This is a genomic window from Dietzia sp. E1, assembly GCF_014145015.1.
Lineage (GTDB): Bacteria > Actinomycetota > Actinomycetes > Mycobacteriales > Mycobacteriaceae > Dietzia > Dietzia cinnamea_A.
Window position 1 is genome coordinate 1 of record NZ_JAALDU010000169.1, and the last position, 11,098, is coordinate 11,098.

The following is an 11,098-nucleotide window of genomic DNA, read 5'->3' on the forward strand; positions in this document are numbered from 1 at the left end:
AGTGCGCGAGTGATGGTCAGGCCGATACCGCTGCCGCCGCTGTGGCGGCCGCGTGAGGTGTCGGCTCGGTAGAAGCGGTCAAAGAGGTGGTCGAGGTGGTGTGGGGCGATTCCTTCGCCGGAGTCCGACACGGTGATCTCGACGTGGCGGCGCCCTACCTGCCCGCTGATGACGGTGACGGTGCCGCCGGCGGGGGTGTGGCGAAGTGCGTTGTCCAGGAGATTGCCCAGCACTTGTCCGATGCGGTCGGTGTCCACCGTCACCGGTGCGTCGTCGACGTGGGTGTGTAGCTGGACTCCCTTGTTCTCGTCTCGTTCTCGGACGGCGTCGACCGCACGGGTGACCAGCGTCCGAGTAGTGGTCGGACTGGGGCGAAGGCGGGTGAGGTGTTCTTCCGCGCGGGAGACGTCGACGATGTCCGCGGCGAGTCTCTCCAGCCGCCGAGTAGCCGACCACAGAATGGTTCGGACGTCGTCGTCGAAGGTGTGGATGCCGTCGTCGATGGCTTCGAGGTAGGAGTCGAGTGTGGCAAGGGGTGTGCGCATTTCGTGTCCGAGGTCGGCCAGCATTCTGCGTCTGGTGGTCTCGGTGGCGTCGAGCCGTCGGGCGAGTTCGTTGACACTGTCGGCGAGATCGTCGAACTCGCGGCCCAGGCCTGGGCTAACGACCCGCGTGTCGTAGCGTCCACTGGCGATCTCGGCAGTCGAGGAGGTCACGGCGGTGACGGAGTGTTGAACTCTCCGGGTGAGATACCAACTCACCAGCAGCGCCAGTAACACTGCGATGGTCACCGCCAACCCCCACGCCACGATGATGGACGCCGTGAATGCTTCGACAGACCTCCACCCCGTCCAGCCCGGGCAGGCCAAGGTCAAGGACGATGACGTCTGGGTCGATTTGCCGGGCCAGTGTCACCGCCTGAAGACCATCGCCGCAGATCGTCACCTCGAAGCCCTCGCGTTCGAGGTAGGTGGCCACGACATCGGCCAAAGACTGCTCGTCCTCGACAACCATCGCCCGCAAGCCCGTGGCCGGACGTGGCGTCGGTGCGGCGACTTCTGTCGTTCCGAGCGCACGGGCAGAAGAGTTCATGTCCCCCATCATCCTCGGCGCCACCATATGGGCCACACGCGCGCGGGCCACATGCCGACCCGGACATCTCTCAATGACTTGCGGCTGGAAGTCGAGCGCCGGGTGAGCGAGGGTGCCCACCCGGCCAATGCTGTGTTCGCTCGAGAACGTGGTTCATCGCGTCATCGGGCCGAAATGGGCCAACCGTCAGCTGCAGCAGCAGCCACCCGTTCCACTCGCCATGGGCAAGGAGACACCGACCGTCTGATCTGCGGAGACTATCGCGTATCCGGCGTCGGCCACGGCTTGGGATACGGCCTGGGTAGTCGCGGTTCCGGTCGTTGTCATACTTCCTGCCTGCAAGTTGACTTCGACGCCGATCACGCCGGGCAATGCACCAACAGCGGCTTTCACGGATGAAACGCAATGCCCGCAGGTCATCCCCTGAACTTGGTATGTGGTGGCCGTCATCGTCTTAATCCTTTCGCCGAACGCCGTGGGGCGATCCCACACCAGAATCATATACCCCCGGTGGGTACATGATTCGAGTCGTCAGGTTTCTTCACGAGATCTTGACCTTGGCACCGAGGGAGCGAGGTGGGCGCCCCAGGACACGTTGCCCGAGGCTGGTCGATCGGGCTCGGAGAACCGCGGTTTTCGGACTGGCCCCTGAAAGCACCCTCTGCCGGTGCCCTACAGCGCCCATCATTTCCTGCTGCTCTGCGGAGCCGGCCCCGGTCACGGCTGACCGCCGAGCTGGAACGAGATTATCGATCGCGGTAATCCGTTAAGGTGACTCCCACCGCTCAGCGACCGGCCTCGATGTTCGACCGCGAGAAAGGGGAGAGACCGTCATGTCCTCAGGGATCGTGTCCGTGGCTCTGGTGGCGCTGTCTGTCGTTGCTCTCTTCTATGCACTCCACCGCGTGGCCAGCATTACCTCCGACCCGTTGACAGTCCTGCCGGCCCAATCCGGGTGGGCACCGCAGGAGCACGCCCTGTCGCGGTTCCACGCACGCTGGTACCTCGCCTCGATCGTGTTTCTGGCCTTCGACGTCGAGATGCTCTTTATGTACCCGTGGGCCGTGGTGGTGATCGAGAAGGGGCTCTCTGCGGTGGTGGAGATGTTCCTGTTCCTTGGTGCCCTGCTAGTCGCCGTGGCCTGGGCACGGCGAGAAGGCGCATTCCGATGGGCTTGAGCCCGTTTCTCGCCCGCCTCGCCGTCCAGGCCACCCGGGTGCTCGTCGTCGAGGCCCCGGGCCAGTGGGCGACTCGGATGGAGCTTGAGCAACAGCTACTCCGTCGCGGGTGGCGGATAGCCAGTAGTCCGGCTCAGGGGGACGTGCTCGTCGTGTGTGGTGCGCCGGGCCCTGAGCTGTCGGATCTGGCGAACCGCCTCTGGGAGCAGATGCCCGGCCCTCGGGTGCGCATCGGCATCGCCTCGCCCGGAGCGGTGGTTCCCGCCCTCGACAATGCCACTGCGCTCCTGCTCGACACTTCCCATCACCGGACCGACGCCCGCGAACGGGCGCAGGAGCCCTCGATGTCCGATCACGCGAACAATGCTGATGGCGAAGGGCACGAAGGGCACGTGGGTCACGAAGGACACGAGGAACACCAGGGCCACGGTGGACACTCGGACCACGAAGAGCACGCGGATCGCCAGGCGCACGAGGGCCACGAAGACCATGGCGGGCATGGTGGCCACGAGGGCCACGCAGACCACGGCGGGCACGAGGGCCATGAAGGCCACGGGGATATGGACATGGCTCCCGCCGGGATTCCCTTGGCCGAAGGCGGGGAGGACCGCGACGGCCTGGAGATGGATGTTCTCCATCTGCCGCTCGGTCCGGTATTGCCGTTCTGGCCGGCCGGGCTCGTGCTGCACTGCTCGCTACAGGGGGACGTTGTCGTCGACGCCACCGCCTCGGTGATCGACGCGACGGAGCACAGGGCCGGAGCACCCGGTCGGCCCACGGACCACGCGTCTGCCACGGTGACCCAATGTGATCAGGTCATGGCACTGCTGGCACTGGCCGGTGCCGAAGACCTGGCGGACTGCGCCCGCCGTGCCCGGGACGGGATTCTGACGGGCGATCCCGGTGCCGCCCGTGACGCCGTCGAGCGTCTGCACCGGAAGGTTCGCAGGTCGCGGCTGCTGCGCTGGTCATTGCGGGGCGTGCTGCCGCTCGGCCCGGCCGATCTGGAGCGCCACGGCTTGCCGGGGCACTGCCTCGGGGATGCCCACGACCGGTTGCTGGCCCAACTGGAACGGATCCGCGTCGAGGTCGGCGGCGCAACGCCGGACCGGGCGGATGGCGGCTCAGCGCAGGAATCTGCGGACAAACTAACTGTGCCGTGGGCGGTGGTGCCGGACCTGGTGACCGGTTTGGAGCTGGGCACTGTGCGCTTGGCGGTGGCGAGCCTTGATCTGGGCTCGCATCCTGCCGTCCGGGAGGTGGGGCATGTCTGAGACCGTGGTGACGACCGTGTCCGGTGGGTGGGCCGTGCTGGCCGGGGTGATCCTGTGTGGGCTGGCGTTGTTCGCGGTGGCGCTGGACGGGGTGCTCTCGTCGCCGGCGCGGGGCGGCGGTCGTGGCGGGCCCACTCCCCTGGCCCGTGCGGCCCGTCTGTTGCGGCAGCGTCGCCGCACGACGGTCGCCGCGGACACCCTGCTGTGGCGGATCGGCGGCGCGGGCATGCTGGTCGGGGCGTTCCTGATGATCGCCGTGATCCCGCTGGGCCGCTGGACACTGGCGGACCTCGACGTGGGAGTCGTGTGGTTCAACGCCGTCGACGTCATGGTGTGGGCCCTGGTCTGGCTGGCGGGGTGGGGCGCCAACTCCATCCACGGTCTGGTGGGCGGTTACCGCTTCCTCGCGCACGGGCTGGCCTATGAGCTGCCGCTGATGTTCGCATTGGTGGCCCCGGCGATCGCCGCCGGCAGTCTGGCGGTGGGCGACGTCGCGGCCGCGCAGGACGGCGTGTGGTTTGTGGTGTGGATGCCGGTGGCGTTCCTGGTCTTCCTGATCGGCGTGACCGGCTTCTCTTTATGGGGTCCATTCGCCCCGGCCCTGTCCGCGGACATCGTCGGCGGGGTGACGGCCGAACTCTCGGGGGTCGATCGGCTGGTCCTGCAGGCCGGGCGCTACCTGTTCCTCACCGCCGGGGCGGCGTTCTCGGTGCCGCTCTTCCTCGGCGGTGGTGCCGGGCCCGTCCTGCCCGACTGGGCGTGGGTGCTGGTCAAGACAGCGCTGGTGCTGACGGTTCTGGTGTGGGCGCGGCGCAAACTTCCGCTGCTGCGACCGGATCGGTTCATGGAGATCGGCTGGACTGTCTTGCTCCCGGCCGTCGTGGCCCAGGATCTGCTTGTGTCCCTCGTCGTGGTCTGGAAGGGCTGAGCCGTGCTGGTCGGGATCGTGTTCTGGGTACTCGCTGTGGTGGCGGTGACCGCGGGGACGGCCGTGTTCGTGGTGGACTCGATGGCCCGGGCCACCTACGCGCTGGCGGCATCGTTCATCGCCGTGGGGGTGATGATTTTGCTGCTGGGTCAGAGCTACCTGGGCATCATCACGATTCTGATGATGGTCATGGAGATGGCGGTGATGGCGGTCTACATGGTGATGTTCATGGGCATGAACCCGGCGCTGATGCCGATGGACATGACCCACGGGAAGAAGACCGCGATCGGCACCTCGGTCGGGGTCTTTGTGCTGCTGGCCGCCGGGGCGCTGCTGATCCCGTGGCCCGAGCGACGTGGCGCCCCACCCGAGGACCTCACCAACGCGCTGGGCCTGGAGATCATGGGCGAAAAGATGTTGGTGATGGCTGTGGTGGGCGCGGTCATGGTGGCCACCATCGTGGCCGGGATCGTCTTGGCCGCCGGGCGCACCCGCTACGACCGGCTCGGCGACGATCTGCGGCGCCGCCCGGCCGACGACCCCCAGCCGGGAGGTGTGGGTCGATGACCCTGGAGGCCGTTCTGGTGGTGGCCGCCGCCCTGTTCGCCGTCGGGCTCTACGGGGCCCTGTCCCAGCAGGTGGTGGTGATGGTGATGATGGGCCTGGAGTTGATGATCAACGGGGTGCTCCTGGCCGCCGCGGGGTTCTGGTGGTTCCTGGCCCCGGGCCCCTCCGGGCAGGTGCTGCTGCTGGTGGTGCTGGCGGCCATGACCGTGGAGATGGCCATGGGCTTTGCCGTGGCGACGCTGTTGCACCGCAAGCGGCAGACCGACATGACCGACATGGCCGAGGATCTCTCCGGATGACCGCCGACCAGACCTTGCTGCTGACCCTGGTGGTGCTCCCGGCTGCCGTGGGTGCGGTGCTCGCGCTGACCCGGGCGGAGCGGGTTGCGGCCCCGATCGCGGTATCGACCGCTGCCGTGACCGCGCTGCTGGCGGCTGTCGTCGCCGTTGCGCGGCCTGCGGTGGCGTTCCCGTTCGTCGCCGGCGTCGACGTGGCATTGGAGGTCGACGCCCTGGCGGCGCTGACCCTGCCGATGGTCGCAGTGGTGACCCTTTTGGTGCTGGTTTTTGCGGCCGGCAACATCCGGGCGGCCCGGCCCCGCTTCCACGGGCTGATGCTGCTCTTCGCCGCCGCGGCCCTGATCACGGCCTCGGCCGCCAGCCTGCCGGCGCTGCTGTTTGCCTGGGAGTTGATGGGCGCGACCTCGTACGCGTTGATCGGGTTCTGGTGGCGGGACACCGACCGCGTCTCGGCCGGGCTCACGGCCTTCCTCACCACCCGTACCGCCGACCTGGGTCTCTACCTGGCCGCCGGCGCTGCCTTGGCCGGCGGCGCCGGTATGGGCCTGTCCGAGTTGCCGGCGGCGGAGAGCCCGTGGCGGCACGTGGTGGCGGCCGGGATCCTGGTGGCGGCACTGGGCAAGGCCGCGCAGCTGCCGTTCTCGTTCTGGCTCTCCGGCGCGATGAAGGGCCCCAGTCCGGTCAGCGCACTGCTGCACTCGGCGGCGATGGTGGCAATGGGCGGTTACCTGCTGCTGCGCGTGGAGCCGCTGCTCGCCTCCACCGGGTGGGCGGGCCCGGCCGCCGCGTGGATCGGGCTACTGACCGCGGTGGCGATGGGGATCGTGGCGTTGGCCCAACGGGATCTCAAACAGTTGCTGGCGGCGTCCACTGTGGCGCAGATGGGATTTGTGGTGCTGGCCGCCGGAGTGGGCGCGGTGAGCGGAGGTGCCGCCCAACTGGTGGCCCATGCCTCCACCAAGGCACTGCTGTTCCTCGCTGCCGGGGCGTGGCTCACCGCGTTGGGCACCGAGAAGCTCACGGAACTGCGCGGGGCGGGCCGCCGATGGCCGGTGGTGGGCGTGACCGCGACCGTGGGAGCCCTGGCCCTGGCCGGGATCGCACCGCTGTCCCTGTGGGCGACCAAAGACGCGGTGCTGGCTGGGGCCCTGGAGACCTCGGCCTGGCTCTACGCCACAGGACTGGTGGCGGCGGCCCTGTCGGCGGCCTACTCCGGCAAGGTCCTATGGACGATCTGGCACCGCGGGGCCCAGGCCCGGGTCGAGGAGCCCACCGCCGGGCGGGAGGTCGGCGCAACGCAAGAGCTCGGCACCGGGCAGGTGGGGGCGCTCGAGCAGGCCCCGCTGGTCGTGCTGGCCGCGGGGGCGGCCGGGCTGTCGGTGTTGGCGCTGCCCCCGCTCAGCGGCGCCCTCGCCCAGGCGATGGGCGGGCACGGCGAGGTGACGGCGCTCGAGCTCGTGGTCTCGGCCGCCATCGCCCTGGCCGTGGTGCTGCTGATGCGACGTCTACGCGCCCCGGAACTCGGGTGGGCCGAGCGGTGGCTGGGGCTGGAGGCTGCTGCGCACGTTGTCGTCGTCGTTCCCGTCATGCGGTTGGCGCACCTCCTGGCCCGGTTCGACGACGCGGTCCTGGACCGCGCCGTGACCTCCGTGGCCGGGGCCGTCCCGATGCTGGCACGGTCCGTGGCGCGGTTCGACGACGAGGTCCTCGACGCCGGAGTCGGAGCAGCCGCACGGGCCGCCCATACGGCCGGGCAGGGCGCGGCCCGCCTCGATGACGCCGTGGTCGACGGCGCCGTCGAGGGCCTGGCCGGTTGGGTTCGCCGACTCGGGCACCTGGCCCGCACCCCGCAGACCGGGGCCGTCCACCAGTACCTCCTGCAGGCCGTCGCGGTGCTCACCGTGGCCGTGGTGGCCTGGACCGTCTACGCAGTGATGGGATGAGCATGCTCAGTCTGATCGTCTTTCTCCCCTTGGCCGCCGCCGCCGTCCTGGCCGCGGTGCCGGCGATCGGGCCGGCGGCCGCGCGATGGGCGTGGATCGCGGTGAGCGTGCTGGAAGTGCTGCTGGTTGCCGTGGTGTGGGCCGGCTACAAGGACCCGGGACCGAACGGGCTGGCGTTCGAGGAGCAGGTGCCGTGGATCCCGGGGGTGGGCAGCAGTTACCACGTGGGCATCGACGGGCTGTCCCTGCCGCTGGTGGCGATGACGGTCGTGGTGTTCTTGGCGTGCGCTGTGTACTGCCTGCGGGATTCGGACCGGCCGCGCGTGCAGGCGGCGCTATTTTTGTTCCTGCAGAGCATGAGCCTCGGCGTGTTCGTTTCAGCCGACCTGATCCTGTTCTTCGTCTTTTTTGACCTGTCGATCGTGGGAATGTACTTCATCATCGCCGGGTGGGGCCACGGCAATGCGGCCCGGTCGGCGCTGAAGTTCTTCCTCTACACGTTCCTGGGGTCGCTGGCCCTGCTGCTGGGTTTCATCGGGCTGTATGTGTTCTCGGCGCCCCACACCTTTGACATCCCCGAGCTGGTCGCCGCACCCCCGCTGGCCGGTGAGCCGCTCGCCGGGGGGCTGGTGCTGGCGGCGATCCTGGTGGGCTTGGCCGTCAAGACCCCCACCGTGCCGTTCCACACCTGGCTTCCCCCGGCCCACACCGACGCCCCGGCCGCCGGCTCGGCCGTCCTGGCGGGGGTGTTGCTGAAGATGGGCGCGTACGGCTTCGTGCGGATCGCCATGCCGATGCTGCCCGAGGTCTGGCGGGCGTGGGCCTGGGTGATCGTGGCCGTGGGAATCGTCTCCGTGCTCTACGGCGCACTGGTGGCGCTTGCCCAGACCGACCTCAAGCGGATGATCGCCTACACCTCCGTCAACCACATGGGCTACATCGTCCTGGCCCTGGGTGCGGCCGGGCTGCTGGTGGAGGGTGCCGAGCAGGCCCGGTCCGTGGCGGTCACCGGCGCGATGGTGCAGATGGTCAGCCACGGACTGATCACCGCCGCCCTGTTCTTGCTGGCCGGGGTCATGCAGAGCCGGGCCGGGACCTACGACCTGGGTTCCTATGGCGGGCTCGCCGGCCCCGCCCCGCGGTACGCGGCGCTGTTCGCGATCGGCGCCTTTGCCTCCCTGGGCCTGCCCGGCTTCTCCGGGTTCATCGCCGAGTTCCAGATCTTCGCCGGCAGCGTGGCCGTGGCCCCGGTGACCGCAGTGGCGCTAGTGGGCATCGTGATCACCGCCGCCCTGTTCCTGCGGGCCCTGCAGCGGGTCTTCACCGGGCCCGCCGCCGGGCGCTCCCCCGGGTTCGCGGACCTGCGGGCGCACGAGCTGTGGTCGGCCGGCCCTCTGCTGGCGCTGTCCGTGCTGATCGGAGTGCTGCCGCTGGTGCTGCTCGGGGTGATCGAGCCGAGCTCGGCCGCCCTCGTGGAACTGGTGGGACGGTAACCCGTGGACGCCTCCATGCAGATGAGCCCCGGGCTGCTGCTGCCCGAGATCATCGTCTTTACCGGCGGATTGGCGGTGCTACTGGGCGGATCGTTCCTCCCCCGGCAGCGCCAGTGGATCGCCCGCGCCGCGGCCGCCCTGGCGCTACTGGGCGCCGCGACCGCCGCCGCGGTGGCTATGGCAGGGCCTGCGCAAAGCGCCTTTGCGGGTACCTTTGCCGTGGACACCGCCACCGGCGCCGCACGGGTGATAGCCACCCTGGCCACCCTGCTGATCCTGGGGGTGGCCTCCGGGGAGCTCAAGGACTCCCCGCGCGAATCCGACACCTACGCCCTGCTGCTCTTCGCCACCGCCGGGGTGATGGTCCTGGCCGGGATCACCGACCTGTTGGTGCTGATCGTGGGATTCCTGCTGGCCAGCATCCCGCTGTACGGGATCATCGGACTCACCGGCGGCCGCTTGGGCGCCGAGGCGGCGGTCAAGACCTACCTCATGGGGGCGCTGTCCGGGATCCTGCTGATGCTGGGCGTCACCGTGCTCTATGCCCTGGCCGGAGGCACCGACTACGCCCTGCTCCGGGAGGCGTTGCCCACCGCACCGGACGCCGCCGTGGGGACAGGCATCCTGGGGGTGCTGGCCGGGCTGCTGTTCAAGGCCGGCGGGGTGCCGATGCACTTCTGGGTGCCCGACGCCGCCCAGGGCTCCGGGGTCACCGCCGCCACGTTCCTGACCACCGTGCCCAAGGTGGGCGCGCTGGTGGCCGTGTACCGGTTGGTGGCCACGGTCTCCGCCGAAGAGCACTCCTGGTTGCTCGTCGCCGCCCTACTGGCCACCGCCTCGATGTTCCTGGGCAACCTGGCCGCCTACTGGCAGACCGATCCCCGCCGGCTACTGGGCTGGTCGACCGTGGCGCAGGTGGGGTTCCTGCTGGTGCCCGTGGCCGCAGCCGGGCGCAGCGACCTGGCCCTGCCCTCGCTGTTGTTCTACCTGGCCGCCTACGCCGTGACCAACGTCGCCGCCTTTGCCGTGACCGCTGCCCTGCCCGAGCACCGGACGCTCGCCGAATACCGCGGGCTGGCCCGCTCCCGCCCAGGGTTGGGACTGACCGTGCTGGTGGCGCTGCTGGGGCTGGTGGGCACCCCGCCCCTGGCGATCTTCGTGGGCAAACTGACCACCGCCACCGCCGCCTGGGACGGCGGTCACGGGTGGCTGGCTCTGGTGGTGGTGGTCAACAGCGTGATCAGCCTCTTCTACTACCTGCGCTGGTTCGCCCCCGTCTTCGCCCGACCCGACTCCCAAGCCGCCGAGTTCCCCGGACGCGGCGGGATGGCCGCCTGGCCGGCCGTCACGGCCGCGGTCGCCGCGACCGCGAGCCTGGCGCTGGGCGTCCTGGCCGGTGTCCTGTGGGCTGCCCTCGACGGCCCCGGGATCCTGTAGGGCTGGGAGCGGCAGCCTTCCCCAGCCGGAAGGGGCGTCGAGTAGGTGCGGGAGGGAGCCGGGGGCCGTACAGGAGAGCCCGCTTATAGGAGAGAACCCCCTAGATCGTCGGTTGTCGCCGTAGGACCTAAGTCGCACACCCAGTCGAGCAACGACTACAGCGGCGCCGCGGGTTCAGCCAATGGCGCTGAGGAGGTCGCTGCAGGCCTTTTCGCAACGACGGCAGGCGTCAGCACACAGCTTGCAGTGCTCGTGCATGTCGGCGTGAGCCTCGCAGTCTTCGGCGCAAGTAGCGCACGCGGCACGGCAGGCCTTGAGCAACTCGGTGACCACGGTCAGGTTGCTGCCCGTTCGGCGACTCAGGACGGAAGCGGTGGCGACGCAGACATCGGCGCAGTCGAGATTGGTACGGATGCAGTTCCGCAGGTCGGCAACCGCCTCTTCTGCCAAGCAGGCGTCCGCGCCGTGCGGGGAATCAAGGTAGGTCCGGTGCCAGCGACGCATGAATCGTGGCCCCAGGCCGGGGAAGAAACCGGCCGGTAGCTGTTCAACGTGCAACTGCGCGGTCGCGCCGAGATCAGCGATCGTGGCGTACCGCAGCACGAGATCGTCCTCCGTCGCCGGTCCCGGCCGTGGGCAAGGCGCCGTCCGCGCACGGTAGAGCAGGCGGTAGCGCCACGTCGGTCGACACATAAGCTGACTCCCTTCTTCGGTCAAATCAGACCGGGCCCGGCCACTTGCGCGCCGGAAATGCCGGCTCGGTTAGTGGGAGAGCGGCCAGAGCTCGGAAACTCGACAGTGAAACTTGCATCTCGGCCGGGCCCGTCACTGTGCGCTCGAATGTTCCCGCCGTGGGCTTCGACGAGTGCGCGAGTGATGGTCAGGCC

Annotated in this window: 12 protein-coding genes and 2 pseudogenes; 8 read left to right on the forward strand and 6 right to left on the reverse strand. The window is 69.3% G+C overall.

Annotation, left to right across the window (positions count from 1 at the left end; translation table 11 throughout):
• The 3 genes and pseudogenes from G6030_RS06930 to G6030_RS06940 form a co-directional block, all read right to left on the reverse strand.
• Positions 1–869, reverse strand: an 869-nt coding sequence (locus tag G6030_RS06930; RefSeq protein ID WP_187701601.1) for an ATP-binding protein, incomplete at its 3' end; no start/stop codon positions are given.
• Positions 832–1,014, reverse strand: a pseudogene (locus tag G6030_RS06935) (response regulator); the annotation flags it as partial. The pseudogene G6030_RS06935 and the gene G6030_RS06930, both read right to left, overlap by 38 nt.
• 264 nt (positions 1,015–1,278) lie before the next feature.
• Positions 1,279–1,593, reverse strand: coding sequence for a cation transporter (locus tag G6030_RS06940; RefSeq protein ID WP_311200806.1), 315 nt, complete (start codon positions 1,591–1,593; stop codon positions 1,279–1,281).
• A gap of 332 nt (positions 1,594–1,925) precedes the next feature.
• On the opposite strand from G6030_RS06940, the gene G6030_RS06945 reads away from it, so the two are divergent.
• A complete protein-coding gene (locus G6030_RS06945; RefSeq protein WP_007626392.1) occupies positions 1,926–2,270 on the forward strand; it encodes an NADH-quinone oxidoreductase subunit A in 345 nt (114 codons plus the stop codon).
• 95 nt (positions 2,271–2,365) lie between these two features.
• Here the strand turns inward: G6030_RS06945 and G6030_RS06950 are convergent, their stop codons facing one another.
• On the reverse strand, positions 2,366–2,815 hold the full coding sequence (locus tag G6030_RS06950) for a hypothetical protein (protein ID WP_187352317.1): 450 nt from the start codon (positions 2,813–2,815) through the stop codon (positions 2,366–2,368).
• Positions 2,816–2,830: 15 nt separating this feature from the next.
• Between G6030_RS06950 and G6030_RS06955 the strand changes: the two genes are divergently transcribed.
• From G6030_RS06955 to G6030_RS06985, 7 genes are read left to right on the forward strand one after another with little or no spacing between them, the layout of a single operon-like run.
• Positions 2,831–3,544, forward strand: a complete 714-nt coding sequence (locus G6030_RS06955) for a hypothetical protein (RefSeq protein WP_007626389.1) — start codon at positions 2,831–2,833, stop codon at positions 3,542–3,544.
• Positions 3,537–4,472: a complex I subunit 1 family protein gene (locus tag G6030_RS06960; RefSeq protein WP_096907183.1), complete on the forward strand. Its 936-nt coding sequence runs from the start codon at positions 3,537–3,539 to the stop codon at positions 4,470–4,472. Before G6030_RS06955 ends, G6030_RS06960 begins: the two co-directional genes overlap by 8 nt.
• Before the next feature lie 3 nt (positions 4,473–4,475).
• Positions 4,476–5,039 carry an NADH-quinone oxidoreductase subunit J gene (locus tag G6030_RS06965; RefSeq protein ID WP_064257203.1) on the forward strand — a complete coding sequence of 188 codons (564 nt, stop codon included), beginning with the start codon at positions 4,476–4,478 and terminating at the stop codon, positions 5,037–5,039.
• Positions 5,036–5,338, forward strand: coding sequence for an NADH-quinone oxidoreductase subunit K (locus G6030_RS06970; RefSeq protein WP_017836397.1), 303 nt, complete (start codon positions 5,036–5,038; stop codon positions 5,336–5,338). Before G6030_RS06965 ends, G6030_RS06970 begins: the two co-directional genes overlap by 4 nt.
• Complete coding sequence (locus tag G6030_RS06975; protein ID WP_182642632.1) at positions 5,335–7,281, forward strand: proton-conducting transporter membrane subunit; 1,947 nt, start codon at positions 5,335–5,337, stop codon at positions 7,279–7,281. Before G6030_RS06970 ends, G6030_RS06975 begins: the two co-directional genes overlap by 4 nt.
• Positions 7,282–7,283: 2 nt before the next feature.
• The gene (locus G6030_RS06980; protein WP_007626381.1) at positions 7,284–8,774 is read left to right on the forward strand and encodes an NADH-quinone oxidoreductase subunit M; all 1,491 of its coding nucleotides are present in this window, start codon (positions 7,284–7,286) and stop codon (positions 8,772–8,774) included.
• Positions 8,775–8,795: 21 nt separating this feature from the next.
• Positions 8,796–10,211, forward strand: coding sequence for an NADH-quinone oxidoreductase subunit N (locus G6030_RS06985; protein ID WP_042329325.1), 1,416 nt, complete (start codon positions 8,796–8,798; stop codon positions 10,209–10,211).
• Between the two features lie 174 nt (positions 10,212–10,385).
• On the opposite strand, the gene G6030_RS06990 is transcribed toward G6030_RS06985, so the two are convergent.
• Positions 10,386–10,814 carry a four-helix bundle copper-binding protein gene (locus G6030_RS06990; RefSeq protein WP_007626378.1) on the reverse strand — a complete coding sequence of 143 codons (429 nt, stop codon included), beginning with the start codon at positions 10,812–10,814 and terminating at the stop codon, positions 10,386–10,388.
• 110 nt (positions 10,815–10,924) lie between these two features.
• A pseudogene (locus G6030_RS16440) lies at positions 10,925–11,098 on the reverse strand (two-component sensor histidine kinase); the annotation flags it as partial.